The following is a 19,794-nucleotide window of genomic DNA, read 5'->3' on the forward strand; positions in this document are numbered from 1 at the left end:
TCATCCTCCATTTGATTGTTCTATTATCAGTATGTACAAGCAGGGGAAAAAATATACAAACCTGCCTTTATCTTTTGCTACATATTTTCTTTATCATTCTTCTTTAGTAGTTTTCTAAGAAACATTCCTATTAAGATAGCAATAGGCATACCAAGAATTGTAATATAGGCTGTATAATCCGTAAAGACATCCAAATCCCTATAAACATCAGAAATACTAGGACTGTACATGGTAACAGCATAGACAAAGGGCAGCACTGGTAGCGCAAAATAGTTATGTTCTTTGGTAATCGCCATATCTGAGATAAGCATCGTCACCCCTAGGTGAAAAGGGGCTAAGGTCATAAAAATAGTGAAAACCCATACAGCCATCACGATAACTTCTACATTTTCTACAAAAGCTCCCGGCAATTGAATGGTTTTAAATACGCTGAGGGTAGGCCATATAAGGCGCTGTATCTGATTTTCACCAAAGTTGGATAAGGTGGCTAGGTTTAGCAGTAGGTAAAAAATCAACACAGCAAACACGGCAATCGGACCAATCCTCGTGGCTCTTTGGGGTTCCTTTAAAAATTCTCCAAAAATCAACAGCATCTCATAGCCTAAAAAACTAAAGAGAACAATATCTAGTGCTCCCAGCAACTCCCTAGGGGTATGCTGAAAAACCGGTCTCAGATTCGAAGGATCTGCTTCCCCTAATGTTAGAGAAAACAATATAATGACAAATACCACAGAAGTAGGAAATAAAATGTTGGTGAGTCTAGCCATAGGTTCGATCCCTTTTCTAACTAAATAAGCAATGGGTATCAAGATCGCAAGAATGATTGCCTCTAAAGGGGTACGGGGCAGCAGCATCATTTTAACTACCTCCACGAAAATTCTTAAAAGAAACCCAATGCTGCCAATAAGATAAACAATAAAAAAGGTTGTTAATACATAGGCAACCGGTGTTGTTAAAGTAAGAGCAATAATCTCAAAATAACTCTTCCCTGGAAAGGACTTTACAATATACCCATGCAGAAAGGCAATCCCCATGGTGATAATTCCCCCAATCAGCAATATAAGCCATCCATCTGTTCCTACCATCTCTACTAAATCTCGAGGTAAAGTCAGTATGCCTATGCCTATTAAAATTAAAATTAATATATTTGTCATCTGATGAATAGATATACGATCATTATTCAGGAACATTTTTTCTCCTCCTTCTACCGTCCTTCTTCTTTTCTATGCCGCCCCTTTACTACTGTAATCAACAAAATCACCATAGGAATAATGATCATTACCCCATAGCCTATATAGTTGGTAAGCATCTCTACATATTGGTAGGTATCTGAAACACTATCACTCCATTGGGAGACCAAGTAAATAACAGGCATAAGAGACAATGCTATATAATTGTGTTCCCGCCCCTGCAACAACTGCGCAATCAAAAGATTTCCTGCCAGATACATGGGGGAGATGGTGGTGAATACCGTAAACACCCACACTGACATCACAACGACCCCGACGTTTTCTATAAAAGCTCCTGGAAGGTCTACGTTTTCGAAATTCGTCAATAAAGGCCATATAAGACGCTGTACTTGATTGTCTCCAAAATTCCCCATAACCGATGTATTAATAAGTAAGTATAGTAGCAGCACGACAAAAACCGCTATTGGTGCTGCCTTCACCGACTTTTTCGGCTGATTTAAAAACATACCAAAAACCAAAATCACCTCAAAACCTAAGAAGCTAAAAAATACAAGAGGGATGCCCTGCAGCACCTCTTTAAAGGAGATTTGAAAGATAGGAAGAAGATTAGCTGCCTCAAACTTTCCCCAAGATACTGCAAACAAAAGAAAAATTGCTACTGCCAGGGGAATTATCAAAAGTTCCGCTAGTCTTCCTAACACTTCTATACCCTTCCTGTTTAGATAAACTGCTAAAAATAAAATTGATAAAAGGATTACTTCCTTTGGGGTACGCACCAGTACATAGGTTCTTATTACATCGACAAAAATTCGCGTAACAAAAGCCGTCATTCCTATAAAGTAAATAGTAAAGTATATGCCCACCAGATAGGCAATGGGTTTTGTCAGTGTCAAGGAAGCAATCTCAAAATAACTCTTTCCTGGAAAACTTTTTACAATATAACCATATAAAGCGGAAAAACCCATGGTGACCAGCCCCCCTATGATTAAAATTATCCATCCATCGGTTCCTGCACCTTCTGTTAAATCCCGAGGCAGGGTTAAAATCCCCACCCCCACCATGTTTAAAATCATAATATTGATCATATGAGGCGTTGATATCTTATCATTATTTAAAAACATAATCTCTTTCCTTCCTAGCATACACTATCTAGTCAAGCCTACCCTGCGTATTTTTGTATCTACGTCTACTGCGATCTCTATCGTAGGAAAAATTTCAGACCAATCCTCCTTCACTTCCTTCCAAACTCCTGGATGAAACCTACTGAGGTAGTAATCAATACCGATAACATCTACTTCAAACTCCTTTTGTAGCTTTTCAATGGTTGTCTCAAGCTCATCACATATTTTATCGCAAACCTTATCCTCAATTTTTCTTATCATCTCTGGGTCCAATAAATCATGTTCTGGATCAAGATAAAACTGCTCTATTTCCCCTTCTGTATTTACCTCTATCGTCACTTTGATTTTTTTATCGGATTCATCAAGATGAAATTTTCTCGAAAGGTAGATTAAGTCCACTGGAACAGTAATTTCTTCCTCTCCATATTGCACACTAAGACCTCCCGGTCGAGCAGTCCCTCTCATGATCTCCAAGGCTCTTGTCTCTATTTCTCCCAACCATCCCCGCATTTGATAATTCTTGATGACAGCGGACCCAGCGACTTTTATATCCGCTACCCCTGGAATCATCCTGGGGATCACTGTATTGCCCCATCGATGAAGGTCCTCCAGAACTTCCCCTATCATACCACCACCGGAACGGGGAGATCGGTCTTTGTTTCTGAATAAATCTGCCATAAATTGACCTGTCATTGGATTAATCAGGGGTTCTACCTCCAGCACATCTCTGGCATTATCCGGCGCAATCGCAATATTGATTCTCCTGCTGATAAAGGGCTCTCTTTCGATGACATCCAGGATTTCACGGAACAATTTAGGATCTCTTACAATATCCTCCCCAATCACCACCACCTTCATATGTCCAAAAAACAACTGTTTATTAATACGGGTGGTCAGTATACGACTGGCTGCGTAGAGGTTTTCTCCAACAGTATTATAAAGAATGTTGGCCTTATCGGATTCACCAATAAGAAACTCTACATTTGGGATAACATAAGTAAAGGAATAGCGATTTCGCTCATTATCCTCAGGGATATGTGCCATCGTTGTCACTGCAGCTTCTTCTGCAGCCTCTTCATTGTCTTTTCCTGGAGGGGGGATTTTGTATTTGTCTACCCCTAAGGCCATGACATAACCCCTTTCATCAATCTCAATGGCATCCCAACAGGCGGTCAATGTAAATAGTATGATAAATACCAATAGTAATAGGATTATTTTTTTCTTCACTTTTCCTCTCCCCTCTTCTTATATAATGACTTTCGTCTTTTTATTCCTTCTTTTCTATATCAAAGGTCTCCTCGCGTTTATCATCCATCCGATTCTTCTGACCCTTGACAGCATTGATATCCCGGTTATTCATGGCAAGCTGCGGTGCCCTTACCAAGGTGTCTTTTAAATCATCAGCATCCGCCAAAAAAGTAATAAAAGGTGATAAATAAGGGATGCCAAAGCTTTTTAAACCACAAAGATGAATAAGAATCAATAAAGATGCCAGCATAATACCGTAAAGACCAAAAGCTGCTGCCGCAAACAGGATAAGAAAGCGCAGCATTCTAATAGAGATGGCAGTATTATAACTGGGTATGGCAAAGCTAGCGATGGCGGTAATGGCCACCACAATAACCATGAGTGGTCCTACAATACCTGCCTCCACTGCCGCCTGTCCGATAACCAAACCGCCGACAATACCGATGGTAGAGCCAATGGCACCTGGTAAACGAATACTTGCCTCCCGAAGGATTTCAATGGTAATCTCCATGATCAAGGCCTCTATAATTGCTGGAAAGGGTACCCCACGCCGAGTTGCAGCTAAGGCCAAGGCCAAATCCGTAGGAATCATTTGAGGATGAAAGGAGGTAATCCCCACATAGAGGGCTGGCGCAAAAAGAGCGATTAAGAGACAAAAATACCTTAGCATCCTTATCACTGAAGCAATCTGCCATCTTTCATAGTAGTCCTCCGCCGATTGCAGCATAGCGCTGATGGTGGAGGGGACAATTAAAGCAAAAGGGCTATTATCCACTACAATTCCTATTCTTCCATGATAAAGGGCAGAAGCAACAACATCTGGCCTTTCAGTATTTTGTATCTGAGGAAAAACAGAAATCCATTTGTCCTCAATCAACTCCTCTATCTGAGCGCTATCTATAATAGCATCTATATCAATTTTGTTTAACCTTGTATCTAGTTCCTTCAACACCTTCTTGTCAACAATATCATCGATGTACATAACAGATACGTCGGTTTTGGATCTTACCCCTACTTGATAGTTCTTTACCTTCAATCGGTGGTCCCTTATCCTACGCCGGATTAAGGTGGTGTTCATTCTTAGGGTCTCCACAAGTCCATCTCTGGGTCCACGGATGACTGCCTCTGTTTCAGGTTCCGCCGGAGAGCGGGCAGGCCATCCTTTAGAGGCTATAATGATGATTTTATCGTAATTGTCTAAGAGCAAAACTGTTTCACCGCTTAAGATATTGGTGACAGCTTCATCGATAGTTTCTACTTCCTTCAATTCTGTGACAGCTATATTTTGTTTTTCTACTAGTTCATATAAGCCTTTTTTTAGTATATTTGGTTCTGGGTCTATACCTCGTGCCATTACCATCAAATTGTTTAAGGCAAATTCGTTGACCAATTTCTTATCCGCCATACCATCTACATGAATGGTAGCTGCCTTATACTGTCCTTCTTTACCCAGCTCTATTTCTCTATAGACAATGTCATCACAATCCTTTAAAAAGCCTTCTTTAATGATCTTTAGGTTTTTTTCTAAGCTTTTATTCGGCTTCATCTCTTCTGCCTTCTTTGTGTTGCTTTTCTTACCAAATAATTTCTGCCAAAATCCCATATAAATGCCTCCTACCCTCTATACATCTTTACTATGATAAATAATACAATACCAGCAATGATATAGGTATAGCCTAATACCTTTGCAATTTTCATATCCCGCCTCAACTTTTTTTTCCTTAGCAAAGGTACATCTCTTAATAACAAAAACAAACCTACAAAAACCACCAAAACCAGCATATAGCCATCATAAATCTCTTTAAACTTCTCCATAAACATCTGCAATTATTTTCACCCTTTTCCATTTCATAACTTCTTCCTATAATGTTTACAGTTTTAGATACTTCTATACAAGCAAATCACCAAAATCTGTAACTTTGTATCCGTTACATATATAAAATTCAGCTACAATCCAGTAGGAGTTTTTACTCCCATTGGATTGTAGCTGAATTTAGAGAATGATAATTTTATTTCCATTCTTTATACAGTATACATAAAAAGAGCAGAGAATCACTTCTCTACTCTTACAGATACTTTTCTAGCCGTTGTATATCCTTTATGTCATCAATATCACTGGCTATTTCAGGATCTTGACAAATCACTGCTTTAGCCTTTATAGCAAACCTTTCCTCTATATAGCCCTCTAAACTGCTAATGGTAAGTCGTTGAAACAATGCCCCCAGGATAAATTTCAAGCCCAAAGCTTGACTCATTTTTATAGGATTCTTCCTATGTTTTATCATCCATCTAGCAGGAGCTTCGATTTTATAAATCGCAGCAGGAGACAACAAAATCATATTCCCTCCAGTAAACTGTCCATCTTTTAAGTTCACATAGGTTCTTTTAATATCAGGATAATGTTTTGTACAGTTCTTTTTCTCCACAATAGGATAGCAAACATCCGCCTCCATCCTTAGTGCAGCTTCTATAAAATTTTTCACTACTTCCCTATGAATTAAAGGAATATCGCAGGTGGTAATAAGAACTGGTTCTTCTTCCTTCACATGATTTAAAGCCTCTAGCAAATTATCCATCATAGAGGACTGCTGTTGTATCAACAAGTCTACTTCATTGAAAATAATAGGCCTTAGCTCTTTTAAATTTCCCACTGCCATCAAAGTATCAACACATCCACTGTTTCTTAAAGCATTTATTACATACTGAATCATGGCTAATCCCTTCATAGGAAGAGCCGCCTTACTCTGTCGAAAACCTACTTGTTCTCCTCTATCTTCCCCCGCTAGTATAATCGCCTTCATGCTCACGCCTCCTAGCGTTGTAACCTTTAGTTTCTTTGCTTCCTTTTTCCAGCAGGCCACACCTGCTCCATCATATGATTTGCCAAACTAGCGATATGCTCCATGCCATAGATATAGGCTTTTTCTGGTTCCCTTTCCGCAATGGCTTGCAAAATCCTATCATGCTCCGTCACCAGTTGATCAGACTTACTATACTCAGAAATATACTTCACACGGAAACGATAGATTTGTTCCCTTAGGCTCTGAGACACTTGATAGAGTTTTTGATTCCTTGTAGCCAAAAAAATAATCTCATGGAATTCAATATCCTTTTCTATCATTCCCTGCGTATCTTGCTCCAGGTGGTATTCTTTAAACTGTTGCGCTGTCGCCCTTAACATCTCTATTTGCTCATCCGTCATACGCTCTGCTGCTAAAGAAGCTGCCAATCCCTCTAGCGCCCCTCTGATCTCCAATACCTCCATAACATCTCTTACAGATACATCCGCAACATAAGCACCTTTTCTGGGTACCATCATGACCAAACCTTCTAGTTCTAGTTTTCTAATAGCTTCTCTTACTGGTGTCCTGCTAACCCCTAGTTCCTCCGCCAACTGCATTTCCATCAATCGTCTCCCAGGTTCCAGCTTTCCCTCCAAGATAGCTTCTCTCAAATGCTGAAATACAAGTTCTCTTAAAGGCTTATAATTTTCAATTTTTAGTTTTCCTAAACTATTCATCTCCATACCCCTTACTATAACTTTGTACTAAATAAGTCTGCTTGTTAATAACTTTTAAATTTTCATAAGCTGCCTTTGCCTTTTCATATTTTTTAAAAATGCCAAATACTGTTGGCCCACTGCCAGACATCATACTTCCCAAAGCATGATATTCTACCATTTTTTTCTTGAGTTCTTTAATCATTGGATGTCTTTTTTCTGTTATCGTTTCCAAAACGTTAACCATATTTTTGCATAATGTATACAAATCTTCGTCTTTTAATGCCTGAAGGAGTGTTGAAAGTTTGGGCTTATTTGTTATTTTTGACAGATCTAGTCGACTATATACCTCTGCTGTTGAGACAGAAATCGAAGGTTTTGCAATCACCATCCATACATTTTTTAAACCCTTTATTGTTGTCAATTTTTCGCCAATACCCTCTGCCACAGCGGCTCCCCCTTGAATACAAAATGGTACATCTGCCCCTATCTTTACACCAAATTTCATCAGCTCTTCGGTAGAAAGATTTAACTCCCAAAGTTTATTTAATCCCATCAATACGGCTGCAGCGTTAGCACTTCCCCCTGCTAGTCCTGCGGCTACAGGTATACGTTTATCAATATGGATTTCTAATCCTCGAGAGATATGAAAATGGTCTCGTAATAACTCAGCTGCCTTGTAAGCTATATTTCCATTGCTTCTAGGAATGTACTCACAATCGGTGATAATTTCAATCGTCTCTGTATCTCTTTTGTCCATCAAGGTGACGATATCATAAAGGTCAATCTGCTGCATAATCATTTGTACTTCATGGTATCCATCTGGCCTTTTACCTAGTACATCTAAGGATAGATTAATCTTTGCTCTGGATTTTAATTGTATTTTATTCATAGGAATAAACTCCTTCATGTATACTAACTATGTATATATTATATATTATATACAGTATTTCCTGCAAATTTTTTAGAATAAATTCTTTTTTGCAAAAATAAAAACCGCAGAAGGAAAGCTGCGGCCTAATTTTAAAACTTAAAACTATATACTTTTTCTATGATAATTTCATCCCCTGCCTTGATATCTTCAGGATTTTCTATTTCGTTACTCTCCATAATATGCTGCACAGTAGTGTTATATTTCTTAGCTATTTTCCATAAAGAATCTCCTTCTTGAAAGAAATAAATGGTTAAACTTGGTTGCTTGGTAACATCTACCGTCTCCTCCAATTCTTCTACATCTGTTACTACATCAATACTTTTTATACAATAAGCTTGACAAGCACTACCAATGTTCATTTTTACTTCTATTTGCTCTTCATTTATAATGCTATAATCTAAGTCCTGTACTACTAATTCCACATCTGCATCCATGTTGCCCTTTAGTCCTTCAATTTCCACATGGTGTCTGAAGGGAATTTCCTGCATATAACTATAGATGGGTTGTAAACCCTCTTCTGAGGTATAAATTACTGTAGTTTCCAATACCCCTTCCAACATAATCTTATTCTCCATTACACTATAATCAGTTGTAATAGGCTTTGCATTGATAGAAAAAACCTGCGCCATAGGAGGATGATTGGAAGGAAGTTCCAACGTTTCTCTTAAAAGTACCTGGGAACGATGGATTCCTAAGTGCTCTTTTAGCTGTAACTTGCTTTTTTCCAAGTTTAGCGCTTTTGTGGGGGAATAGGCATCCACAACGACTTCTCTTTTTTGATTTTCCATTACCACTGCCTCTATATTGACAATGCCTTCTACTTCTAAAATTCGCCGCTCATCTTCTACATTTTCTTTAATATCAGTATATACCTCATCTACTTTCATTTTTAGCTTATATTCCATGTCACTATAGGCTTCAGGAACTTCAATAAAGTGGGTAAAAGGAATTTCTTTTTTAACAATGCTTAAGGAGTTTTCCTCTCCTTCTCCTATATACAATACTTCTAGTAAGACATTCCCCCCCACAATGACTTTGCCATCAGTAATTTTGGTTTCCTTTTCAATGGGGATTGCATGCCATTTTAATACTTCTTTTATTTCTGGTAAGTTTCTCTCAAGTTCAAAAGCATCCTTTACTAGTGTATCTGAACTATTGCTACCAATGATATCTGTATACTGTAGGGTTTCCTTCAATATTTCAATATCCTCCATACCCTCTAAATCCTTGGTTATTTCTATATGGCCCTCTTGTTTTCCTTTACCTTCTATATTGATGACTGCCTTTACACCAATCTTTCTTTCATTGTTTAACGTGAAGTCTATGTGTTCAATTTCTGCTGTTACTTCACTTTTCATCTGAGGGGTTAAACCCTCTAGTTCTATATTTTGCTTGAAATCTGTACTGCTATCAATACCATATAGTGGGGCCTCTCCCTTTTCAGAGGCATACAACACCTTGAATTGAACTCTTCCCTCTACAAGAATTTTATTTTCTTGTACTTCTTGCTTTGTCACTTGGATGTTGCCATCCACTGCAACTACCCTTGAAATATCTGGCTTTGTATCAGGAGCTAGTATATCCCCTTCTATAATGGCTTGAACAGTATTTTCGCCTACTAATTGGTCTATTTTTAGCAAATCCTTCATAAGCTCAATCGCCATCTTATTTTCCCCCCTCATATATCATTAAATTTAAATAGAACGCTTATTATATCTTATTTGCCTTTCGATAAAATATGTTAGAAAGTTTGTCAATTTTAGCTTCTGTCCATAAAATTTTTCTCTACTATATATACGTTTGGTTGATAAAAAAAAGAAGTGAAAAATAATATTTTTCACTTCTTTTCAGGCTAAATTTACCAATCTCTCCTGCCAAATAGCTTGAAGATGCGATAAATTCCCACTGCCGCTTGATCTAAAGTTACATTTTCGTGCGGCTGATAAGCGTCACCTTCTTTTCTTAAGATATCCATCCCGTAAGCTAATGCCACAGCACCTAGTTTTTCAGGATCTACTTCATCAGCATCCTTTACTGGAAGCTTATAAATCTCTTTTATTGCAGCTGCTTTTTCTAGCGGTGTTGTCTTTATCAACATTGCTGCAAATTCTTCTTTAGATACAGGCTCTTCCCCTCGAAAAGCTTCTTTCTTGTTATCTATGAATTTATATTGGACTGCTACCTGTAGATGTTGATAAGCTTCTTCATCGGTGGAAATATCGGTAAATTTCAATTCTTCTACTTCTTCTACAGGATAATACCAATATCCCATAGCTGCCACCATCATTTTCACAATATCATTTTTTGTCACTTGGTCCTGTAAATCAAATTTTTCTAAATCTATCACACCATTGGCCGCCATGATTTTCAGTTCTCGCTCTCCCCAGTGGTTTTGCAATTTTTCCGCTAAGGTAATTACTTTCCTCTCCTTTGCCTTAGCTTCTTGACCATTCCAGTCTAAAAACTTTCCTGTATGTGCATCTAGATAGCTATATAGCATGGAATTTTTAGGACTATTACTATAAACCAACTTTATTTGATCTTCTTTCTGATTTTTGGCTTCTCCTAATTGTACATAGGAGAGCTTAGCTTCTGACTGCTGCGCAAATAAATCCAGTGCTTCTTCCTTGTCTAGTAAATTTTTAGGTTGCGGCAAGGTGACATCATCCCATCTATACTGTATCCCTTGTAGATCTCCCGTAGTACTATCAATGGTCACTATTATGTAGTTGTTTAAATAGGGAATATTCTTTTCTTTTCGTGTGAAATTAAAATAATATTCTGGATCAATCACTTTGTGGTCATTATAATAATGAATAGATTCTTGATAAGTTTGTTCTAGTTCAAGGCTTTTTATCCTTTCAGGATACAAATTCTTTAGCACTTCTATCGCTTTATAATAGGCATCTTCCCATGCTACAGTAGGCTTAAAGCTTTCTTCTGCCATCATCATTTCCCGCATTCTCCAATTATAATAATTAAACTGGAGAATTTCTTCTGTTTTAGCATCTATCGTTAAATGACCATTGTTGTAGACATCTTCCTTCAACTGAAATTGCACATTCCATACTTTTCTTTTATTTCCATCTCCATAAATGACATTAGTGCTATAATTCATATTTTCAATTTTAAAATTTTCATTACCGTAAATCTTTTCTAAAACATTACTAGCTAAGCTAGAAACCTCTTCCTTACTCATTTCCTCGCTGCGAACTTTCTTCTTAGATGTCAAGTTTTCAAAAATCCCTTTGTCCTTTTCTGATACATTCATTTTTTTCGCTTCCATACTAGGATTTCCTGGATAATTTACCATTTCTCCAGTAACAGCATCCACCCATCTACCACCCTCATAGTGTGGAAAGTAAACAAACTTCACCTCTTTTACTACATCTGCATACTGTTTATTTGTATCCCTCACAGGTAAATAACTCAGGTAAACATCTAGATTTTCTTTAAATACTTCTCTAGCCTTCTCTTCTGTAATGATTGCTGTTTTCTTTGGTAGCGTCTCTTCATTCCAATTCAATCTATAGGAGGTCACTTCTCCGCTACCGCTATTAACCCCTATTTGTATGCCATCATTCATCACCGGTACGCCATCTTTTTGTCTAGGATAATAAATATTATATTCTGTAGGAGTTAGACCGCTACCGTTATCTGCAAAGACATACTGCATATTGTTGGTGTCGTCCTCTAAAATTAACTGATCAAGAAGATGCTTACTGGTATCTAATAAAAATCTATAGGCAATTTCTTCTGCTTCTTCTCTCGTGTATTGCGCAACATAATTTCCTTGTCCCCTATGATCTTGATGCTTTCTTAGCTCCACCAGTTCTTTATCTTCATCATTAATCGTAACTTGAAGATGAAGATATTGATTTCTTCCCTGCTGTATAAATCTAACTTCCCACACATACTTATCACTTCTACGCCAATCTTCACGATAGTTTACGTTTATCTGAAGGTTTTGTTCTTCTTCTACATCTACATGAAAAAACCGCTTTATATAACTTTTTGCTAGATGTAGTACTTCTTCCTCTGTCAAGTGAGCATCTTGAGAGGCAGATCCTTTCTCCGACATCTCATAAGAAACAGCTGCAGCAGAGGTTGTGGCTACTTCTGTTACCGTTACAGTTTGAGGCGCAGCAAAAGTAAATCCAGCCTGAGAAATCAGTAACCCCCCCACAATGAAACCACTCAAGGTTTTTTTCAATACCATGAAAACACATCCTTTCCATTTTATGCAATATTTTCCTTAATTATTAGACGCATCCATCATAAAAAAGTTTCAATTAGCCGAATTTATTTTGAGAATGTAGCACTTGATCTCCCGCTTGCATAAGTAGATAACCCAAATCTTTGATTTGGTGTTAGTCACTTAGCTTGTTCTCCTAAAAGCAGAGGCCTTAACAATACACCGAAGGATAAAGTTTGAAATTTTTAGCATAAAAAACAGGACAGTAAAGTTTGTCCTATTTTTGTGGTTGCTTATTATGATGATTATAAAGTTGCCACCATCACTGCTTTGATTGTATGCATTCTATTTTCTGCTTCATCAAAAACAACAGAGTGTTTACTTCTAAAAACTTCATCAGTAACTTCCATTTCCTTTAAACCAAACTTCTCATAGATTTCAACCCCAATTTTTGTTTCTAAGTCATGAAAGGAAGGTAAGCAATGCATAAAAATCACATCAGGATTTCCTGTTTTTCTTATCATGTCCATATTGACTTGATAAGCAGATAACTGCTTAATTCTGGCTTCAAATTGGTCTTCTTCCCCCATAGACACCCATACATCGGTATAGATAACATCCGCATCCTTGACGCCTTCCGCAACATCTTCTGTCAAAGTAATTTTCGCTCCTGTTTCCTTTGCTACTTCCTGCATTTCAGCAACTAACGCCTCCCCTGGGAACAGTTCTTTCGGGGCTACTGCCCTAAAGTCCATCCCCAGCTTCGCCGCACCAATCATTAAAGAGTTACCCATATTGTTTCTTGCATCACCAATATAGGCAAATTTCACCTTGTTTAAAGGTTTATGTACATGTTCTGTAATCGTTAATAAGTCTGCTAATATTTGTGTGGGATGATAAAGGTCGGTTAATCCATTCCATACTGGTACACCAGAATGTGTTGCTAATAACTCCACTGTTTCTTGTTTATAACCTCTAAATTCAATACCATCATAGTATCTCCCTAACACTTTTGCTGTATCTTCTATAGATTCTTTTTTGCTTATTTGAGAGTCATTGGCTCCTAAAAAGGTCACATGTGCTCCTTCGTCGAAGGCGGCTACCTCAAATGCACATCTGGTTCTTGTAGAGGTCTTTTCAAATAATAATACAATATTCTTTCCCACTAACAAATTTCCTTGAATGCCCATTCTTTTCTTAGCTTTTAGGTCCTTTGCTAAGTTAAGTAAGTAGTGAATCTCCTGTGGGGTAAAATCCTTTAGCGTTAGCAAGCTTCTTCCTTTTAAATTTACTGGCATCAATAATTCCTCCTCATTTTTATTTTGTTATCATTAAGCTAATGCCTATAATTTTGTTATAAGTATTCCCTTACTACTATAAAATCTTCAATTTTTGTTATTTCTATCTCTCATTTCTTGAAGGTACCCACCACGTTCAGACGTGGAAGATTCCTACTGCATCGATTTGAAGCTTCTAGAATAACAAGACCTTATATAAAATTTTATCAATCAGAAGCTTTATCTCTATCATAAGTTATAAAGACTTCATGAGCAACAAAAAAATAATAAACCACCTAATAGGTGGTCTATATTAACTAACTTTTATTTGATGATTGTCTTTACTTATGGTGACTTCAACTGCCTCAGTAAGAATATCTGAATAACTATAGGAGACTCTTCTAACAGAATCATAACCTCCATTAATCTTCACTATAAATATACTAGGATAGGTATTTTCTAAAACGCCTTCTCGAATCATTGTTCTTTTTCGCCCTTTATTGGCCTTCAGGGTTACTTTTTGTCCTACGTAGCCTTCGATATTCTTTCTAATTTCATTTAAGGTATTTTTATCTGCCAAACCATCACCTTCTTTCACATCTCTAACAACATATATCATACCATAATTACAGAAGGTTGTCAAACACTTTAATAAAATATTATACAATGTTTTGTCCTAAGTTGTCAATAAATCTTTTTTCTATATTTATAGCAAAAAGAAAACTTTTCTCTAGTAATGAAGAGAATACCTTTTATTTCTTCAATTTTATACTAAACGGATACGCTATTCTATGGCGTATCCATAATACTTAACAATTCCATTAGCTATAGCCAATGCAGCCTTCCTTTTAAAGGCTTCCTTCATCAATAACTTTTCTTCTTCAGGATTTGATAGATAGGCTACCTCTATATGAAGAGAACTTACCTTTACATCCCTCAGTAAAAAAAACTCAGCGGTTTTTACTCCTCTATTTACAGTCCCTAACTTTTCTGAAATTTCTTCTACAATCTCCTTTGCTAACCTTCTGGCCTCCTTATCACCTCTGTAATAATAAACCTCTGTACCAGAAATGGAGGGATATTTAAAATAGTTTTGATGAATGGTAATAAAAAAATGAGGTGAAATTTTGTTAACCATAGCAGCTCTTTGGGTAAGAGGAATATACTGATCTTTTTCCCTGGTGATATATACTTCTGCCCCTAGCTCTTGAAGACGCTCTCGTAAATGTTGACAAATCTCTAGGTTGACGTCTTTTTCTCTTAACCCTGAGGCACCTACGTTGTCTTCTCCCTTTTCTCCACCATGGGCAGCATCAATAACTATAGTTTTACCTTTAAGCGGCTTTTTTATGTCTCTTATTTCGATATTTTTCAACACAATGCCTGTATAATAATATTTTAAAATTTCTTCTGCCTTTTTCCCTTCCTTCGCCATTTGATTTGCTCCATATTGACAGAGTCCCACGCCATCTCCCTTACCCCTAGTAAAAAAACGAATTTTTTCTGGTCTCCAACTAACACGAGTAGAGTTCAAGTGTAACAATTCCATCAACTGTTTTCCTTCAAATTCTTTTCCAGCTATTTTTAGCTTTATCACTCTGCCCTGTTCATCCCGTACAATATCGTAAAACATATTTTCTATTTCCATATTTTTCACTACATTTTCTTTAGCAAACTGAACACCTAATCTTTCCTCTATATCCTTAATAGATAAATCTCTATAGTTTAACGAATAAGGTGTTTTTTCACAGTAACTACATAATACTTTTCGTAGATATTGAACAATATTTCCGTCCACATTCTCACTATTTTCTGTGGCACCACCACAAACCGTATGAAATCTTGCATCAATAGGCTTATCATTAAAAAAAATAATGATATCTTTTGTATCATCTATCACCTTTTTCAAAATGTTTATATTTCTTTCATATTCTTCTCCCCAAACTTGGCGATAGTCCTCTAATGCTATAATTCCTTCAAACGTATCGAGAGATAGGTCTGCTTCTGGTACATCCTTGACGCCACTGCCGCCAAAAACCTTAAGTCCTTTAGCGATTCTTGTTCGCATAATAATACTTTGACTTTTTAGGGCCTCTATATGAAAAGTTAGCGGCATACTCCAAGCCACCAACTCTTTAACCAGCTCCTCCAGCGACTTTGATATTATTTTTTTTTCATACGGATTGTATAAGTTAATATATATGATCTCACCTACCTGCTTCAACTCCTTTACCCCCTTATTCTTTTGAATCCTACAGATTTTCATTCCTTTATTAGGAATCTATTACTGTAGTATATAATATGAAAAAAAACAATTCCTTGTGCATAAATCCAACTTCTATTGCATATAGGAGTTATTATATTTTCCAGATAAAAAGTGGGTAGGTTTTTATCATTGTATCATCTAAATTTAATTACTTTTTTTCTTGAAAGGTATTGATTAAAACCTCTAAAGCTTTATAGATATCCTCCTTTTTGTTCTCCTCCAGCTCATTTAGCTTTTCATCAATAGCATCTAATAGTTTACTTTTTATTTGATTTACTTTTTTGTTTCCTAATTCTGTCAAACTCACATAAACATTTCTACGATCTTTAGAGGAACTACTTCTTTCTACATAGCCATCCTCCACTAATTTATTTAACATACAGGTCATAGTGCCCTTACTCACCTCAATGGCTTCGCTAAGGTTAGACATATTGCAAAGGCCAAAACCTTCAATAATAAATAATGCTTGAAATTGAGCTAAGGTTAAACCCTCTTGATTTCTAATATTTTTATACTGATACTTCATCCAACTGCCAAAAGAAATAAAAAAATTTTGAAGCATTTGAGGGGTTTGTTGCTTTTTCAACCTTCATCAACCTTTCTTTTTGTGTATGTTATTTATTATATAATTATTATCCCCATAGTTTCAAGTTGAAATAGTTTGTTTTTGAAAATATTTGCTTGTCAAAGTATTTCCAATCGGGTATAATATATAAGTGAAGGTATATGAATTTTGTCAAAACATTAGCTTTCTATATATTTTTATAAACTAAAAATTATACAATATACAGTATTCAATAAAATTTTAGGAGGGATATCATGCGATGCCCTATTTGTGGCAATGAAAACACAGGAAAACTCAGCAAATCTCGCTATTTTTGCAGTAACTGTTTTATAGAAATTTTTTATTCTAGAGCAAGCGAATTACAGATTCTAAAAATATTAGAGGATGGCTCTACCTTTACCCTTGCCCTTACGGAAAACAACTAACCCCTTTTTTTAAATATAAAAAAGGGGTTAGTTGTTTTTACACTACTGGATTAACAGCACCCACTGCTATATCTTTGTGTTATAACAAATTTTTTTGTAAACCAATTTTTTATATAGTCTAGTACTAAATCTTTTTGCATAAGCTGCTGCTCTAATTGCTGATCAACAATAAATTGTATTCCCTCCACATGCTTTATTATGTCTGCATCCTTTGCCTCCTCCAGAGACACGCCAAACTTAGGTCCGCCTCAGCCGATACCACTGATAAATATACGTATAGCTTTATTCGTTTCATTACGTCTCGCTATTTCCTCTTTTGCTGCCTGGGTTACTGTAATTCCCATCACTTTCACTCCTTTACAATTTGTACCCCTATAGAAGGGGGGTGTATATGTTATTATATGCAGAAATACCGAAAAAGTCAATATTTACATGAAATAAAGCGTTTGAATTATTATTCATTTTCCAGTATAATGGTTTTTGTGACATATTTAGCTTTATCTCTGAAGGAAGGGTGTTCTTTCTTCTATCACTTTTGTATGACTGTGCATTTTTTATCATCGTAATCTCATAAGAATAACTCATCAAAACTTTGATACGATTCTATATTGCCTTATAGGCAAAGAAACACTGCGAAGTATTCATTTGAATTTTCTGATACTTTATGATATGATGGTACAAAGCTATGTCGTTCTTAAGAAAGAGGTGATTAGGATAAAAAATAATGGTATGAAAGTGATAGAATACGCTATTTGTCTTAAAATTTTTTAATAAGGAGGAGAATTTATGAGTATGAAACCTAAAAAACAAGCGACGCTAAAGCATGCACTAATTCCTATTGCTTTTCTAATTGGTATATTATCTGTATCTATTATTAAATTTGAAGCTGATCCTCATATTCCACTTATTCTTGCTATCATTGTTGCAGCCCTTGTATCGGTTTACCAGTTGGGTTATACTTGGAATGAATTAGAAAAAGGTATGATTGATAGCATTAAAATGGGGATGCAGGCCAGTTTAATTTTGATGGTAATTGGTGCCTTAATTGGTACTTGGATTTTAAGCGGTACTGTACCTACAATGATTTACTATGGATTACAATTATTATCGCCAGGGATTTTCCTTGTGGCAACTACGCTCATTTGTTCTATTGTTTCCGTGGCTACAGGAAGTTCTTGGACAACTGCTGGTACAGTAGGTATTGCTCTTCTAGGTGTTGGTCATGGTTTAGACATTCCTGCCCCTATCGTAGCTGGTGCCATTATTTCTGGTGCTTACTTTGGGGACAAGATGTCACCGCTTTCTGATACAACAAATTTAGCTCCCGCTATGGCAGGTGCCGATTTATTTGACCACATCAAACATATGTTTTATACAACCATTCCTAGTTTAGTTATTGCTCTTATTCTTTATGGTATTATTGGCGCCCGATATGCTGGGCGTGAGTTAGATATGCACAACATTCAGTTAATGTTATCTACAATGAAGGATACCTTCATGATTTCACCAGTATTATTAATACCACCTGTTTTTGTTATTATTATCGTTATGCTGAAGGTTCCAGCACTACCGGGATTAATTAGTGGTACATTGGTAGGTGCTATCTTTGCTGCAATTTTTCAAGGCGCTGGATTAGGTGATCTCATCGATGCAGCCCATTATGGATTTGTTATGGAATCAGGGATTGAGATCGTAGACGATTTATTAAGTCGTGGTGGTTTAGATGACATGATGTGGACCGTTTCCTTGATTTTAATCGCCTTATCCTTTGGTGGTATATTAGAGAAAACGGGTATGCTAAATGCTATTGGTGAAGCCATTATGAAGTTAGCCAACAACACAGGTTCTTTGATTTTATCTACTGTATTGACTGGAATTGCTGTTAACCTATTGACTGGAGAGCAATATTTATCTTTAGTCATTCCTGGTAGAATGTATAAGGCAATCTATGCAAAAAGAGGTATTCATCCTAAGGTTCTATCTAGGACATTAGAGGACGCTGGTACGATCACTTCACCTTTGGTTCCTTGGAACACTTGTGGTGCTTATATGTGGAGAACTTTGGGGATTCATCCACTTGCTTATGCACCTTATGCCTTCTTAAATATTTTAAATCCTATCATAGCAATTATTTACGGCTATCTTGGATTTAGTATTACAAAACTCGATGAAACCGAAAAGAAATCATTAGTATCTGAATAAGACTTTTTTAGGGCGACCCTTCTGGGTTTCCCTTTTTTTAATAAAAAAATAAAACCTTAAACTTCCAAGGTTTTATTTTTAAATATGAATAAGTATTCTTTAAGTCAGCTGTGTCTCACATCTCACTTGCCCACTACTCTTCTATTCCTAATGCATTTCTAACAGCTTCTATGGTTCCCCTACTTGAAGACGTAGCACTGGAAACAACATCTACTTCTGTCGATTGTGCTTCAATAATACGCTCTACAATCGTATCTGCAGCATTGTCTCCTAACCCTGGGGTATCATTAATTTCTACAATATCTATAGACTGAATCTTTCCGCTAACTACATTTACTTGAACCTTAATATCGCCATTATAGCCTTGTCCTATACCTTCATGTGAACCATTAGGATAGGTTGCTGGAGCCTTCGCTAAAGCATCTTTTACAGCATTGATGGTTCCCTTACTAGACATAGTAGCACCAGACACAACCTCTACCTCTGCTGACTGAACCTCCACAATGCTATCTGCAATCTTTCTTGCTGCATTATCACCTAAACCTGGGGTATCGTTGATTTCAAGAATTTCAACTGCTAGTATTTCTCCCTCTGCTACCTCTACCCTTACTTTAATCTCCCCAGCATATCCTTCTGCTGTACCTTCTAAAAACTGACTTTCTGGACCGCCAAAAACAGTATTCACGCCAAATAATATAGCAATTGCTAGTAATGGAAGTATGACCATCGCGATTTTTTGTTGTTTTGACATCCAATACACCTCCTGTTTGTTATTATATCTACTATCATAACATATTTTTTTCTTTTTTAAAATGTTTTTTAATTAACAATTATTGTCGATAGCATAATGATCATTATGGCTATTCTATTAT

The 19,794-nt window shown here is 36.6% G+C and carries 19 protein-coding genes; 2 read left to right on the forward strand and 17 right to left on the reverse strand.

Annotated elements, in window-relative coordinates; genetic code table 11:
* Positions 1–77: 77 nt before the first annotated feature.
* The 14 genes from BJL90_RS04220 to BJL90_RS04285 form a co-directional block, all read right to left on the reverse strand.
* Positions 78–1,190 carry a GerAB/ArcD/ProY family transporter gene (locus tag BJL90_RS04220; RefSeq protein WP_070964491.1) on the reverse strand — a complete coding sequence of 371 codons (1,113 nt, stop codon included), beginning with the start codon at positions 1,188–1,190 and terminating at the stop codon, positions 78–80.
* Between the two features lie 14 nt (positions 1,191–1,204).
* Positions 1,205–2,332, reverse strand: coding sequence for a GerAB/ArcD/ProY family transporter (locus tag BJL90_RS04225; protein ID WP_236905017.1), 1,128 nt, complete (start codon positions 2,330–2,332; stop codon positions 1,205–1,207).
* A 3-nt stretch (positions 2,333–2,335) separates the two neighbouring features.
* The gene (locus tag BJL90_RS04230; protein ID WP_070964496.1) at positions 2,336–3,538 is read right to left on the reverse strand and encodes a Ger(x)C family spore germination protein; all 1,203 of its coding nucleotides are present in this window, start codon (positions 3,536–3,538) and stop codon (positions 2,336–2,338) included.
* A gap of 40 nt (positions 3,539–3,578) precedes the next feature.
* Entirely contained in the window at positions 3,579–5,162 is a 1,584-nt protein-coding gene (locus BJL90_RS04235; RefSeq protein WP_070964499.1) for a spore germination protein, read from the reverse strand.
* Between the two features lie 11 nt (positions 5,163–5,173).
* The gene (locus BJL90_RS04240; protein WP_335617844.1) at positions 5,174–5,380 is read right to left on the reverse strand and encodes a CLC_0170 family protein; all 207 of its coding nucleotides are present in this window, start codon (positions 5,378–5,380) and stop codon (positions 5,174–5,176) included.
* Between the two features lie 245 nt (positions 5,381–5,625).
* Entirely contained in the window at positions 5,626–6,360 is a 735-nt protein-coding gene (locus BJL90_RS04245) for a nucleotidyltransferase family protein (protein ID WP_070964503.1), read from the reverse strand.
* 26 nt (positions 6,361–6,386) lie between these two features.
* The gene (locus BJL90_RS04250) at positions 6,387–7,079 is read right to left on the reverse strand and encodes a GntR family transcriptional regulator (RefSeq protein ID WP_070964504.1); all 693 of its coding nucleotides are present in this window, start codon (positions 7,077–7,079) and stop codon (positions 6,387–6,389) included.
* A complete protein-coding gene (ispE, locus tag BJL90_RS04255; RefSeq protein ID WP_070964507.1) occupies positions 7,072–7,950 on the reverse strand; it encodes a 4-(cytidine 5'-diphospho)-2-C-methyl-D-erythritol kinase in 879 nt (292 codons plus the stop codon). The genes BJL90_RS04250 and ispE overlap by 8 nt, the downstream gene beginning before the upstream one ends.
* Before the next feature lie 131 nt (positions 7,951–8,081).
* The gene (locus BJL90_RS04260; RefSeq protein WP_070964510.1) at positions 8,082–9,656 is read right to left on the reverse strand and encodes a DUF3794 and LysM peptidoglycan-binding domain-containing protein; all 1,575 of its coding nucleotides are present in this window, start codon (positions 9,654–9,656) and stop codon (positions 8,082–8,084) included.
* 194 nt (positions 9,657–9,850) lie between these two features.
* On the reverse strand, positions 9,851–12,211 hold the full coding sequence (locus BJL90_RS04265) for a YcdB/YcdC domain-containing protein (protein ID WP_070964512.1): 2,361 nt from the start codon (positions 12,209–12,211) through the stop codon (positions 9,851–9,853).
* A 281-nt stretch (positions 12,212–12,492) separates the two neighbouring features.
* Complete coding sequence (gene argF, locus BJL90_RS04270) at positions 12,493–13,485, reverse strand: ornithine carbamoyltransferase (protein ID WP_070964515.1); 993 nt, start codon at positions 13,483–13,485, stop codon at positions 12,493–12,495.
* A gap of 292 nt (positions 13,486–13,777) precedes the next feature.
* Complete coding sequence (locus tag BJL90_RS04275; protein ID WP_472235153.1) at positions 13,778–14,083, reverse strand: Veg family protein; 306 nt, start codon at positions 14,081–14,083, stop codon at positions 13,778–13,780.
* Between the two features lie 165 nt (positions 14,084–14,248).
* Positions 14,249–15,688, reverse strand: a complete 1,440-nt coding sequence (locus BJL90_RS04280) for an N-acetylmuramoyl-L-alanine amidase (protein WP_070964518.1) — start codon at positions 15,686–15,688, stop codon at positions 14,249–14,251.
* Between the two features lie 190 nt (positions 15,689–15,878).
* Positions 15,879–16,316 (reverse strand): MarR family winged helix-turn-helix transcriptional regulator, encoded by a 438-nt coding sequence (locus BJL90_RS04285; protein WP_070964521.1) that lies wholly within the window; start codon positions 16,314–16,316, stop codon positions 15,879–15,881.
* Positions 16,317–16,549: 233 nt separating this feature from the next.
* On the opposite strand from BJL90_RS04285, the gene BJL90_RS22300 reads away from it, so the two are divergent.
* Positions 16,550–16,720: a hypothetical protein gene (locus BJL90_RS22300; RefSeq protein WP_169824189.1), complete on the forward strand. Its 171-nt coding sequence runs from the start codon at positions 16,550–16,552 to the stop codon at positions 16,718–16,720.
* Positions 16,721–16,770: 50 nt separating this feature from the next.
* Here BJL90_RS22300 and BJL90_RS23255 read toward each other — a convergent pair whose 3' ends face one another.
* Together BJL90_RS23255 and BJL90_RS22505 are read right to left on the reverse strand one after the other, a co-directional pair.
* On the reverse strand, positions 16,771–17,064 hold the full coding sequence (locus BJL90_RS23255; RefSeq protein ID WP_332925432.1) for an iron-sulfur cluster biosynthesis family protein: 294 nt from the start codon (positions 17,062–17,064) through the stop codon (positions 16,771–16,773).
* A 28-nt stretch (positions 17,065–17,092) separates the two neighbouring features.
* Entirely contained in the window at positions 17,093–17,281 is a 189-nt protein-coding gene (locus BJL90_RS22505; protein ID WP_156778701.1) for a hypothetical protein, read from the reverse strand.
* Positions 17,282–17,506: 225 nt separating this feature from the next.
* On the opposite strand from BJL90_RS22505, the gene nhaC reads away from it, so the two are divergent.
* A complete protein-coding gene (gene nhaC / locus BJL90_RS04295; protein WP_335617817.1) occupies positions 17,507–18,922 on the forward strand; it encodes a Na+/H+ antiporter NhaC in 1,416 nt (471 codons plus the stop codon).
* A gap of 133 nt (positions 18,923–19,055) precedes the next feature.
* On the opposite strand, the gene BJL90_RS04300 is transcribed toward nhaC, so the two are convergent.
* The gene (locus BJL90_RS04300) at positions 19,056–19,673 is read right to left on the reverse strand and encodes an FMN-binding protein (RefSeq protein ID WP_070964525.1); all 618 of its coding nucleotides are present in this window, start codon (positions 19,671–19,673) and stop codon (positions 19,056–19,058) included.
* Positions 19,674–19,794: the final 121 nt, after the last annotated feature.

The sequence above is a fragment of the Clostridium formicaceticum genome (genome assembly GCF_001854185.1).
In the GTDB taxonomy this organism is placed as follows: domain Bacteria; phylum Bacillota; class Clostridia; order Peptostreptococcales; family Natronincolaceae; genus Andreesenella; species Andreesenella formicacetica.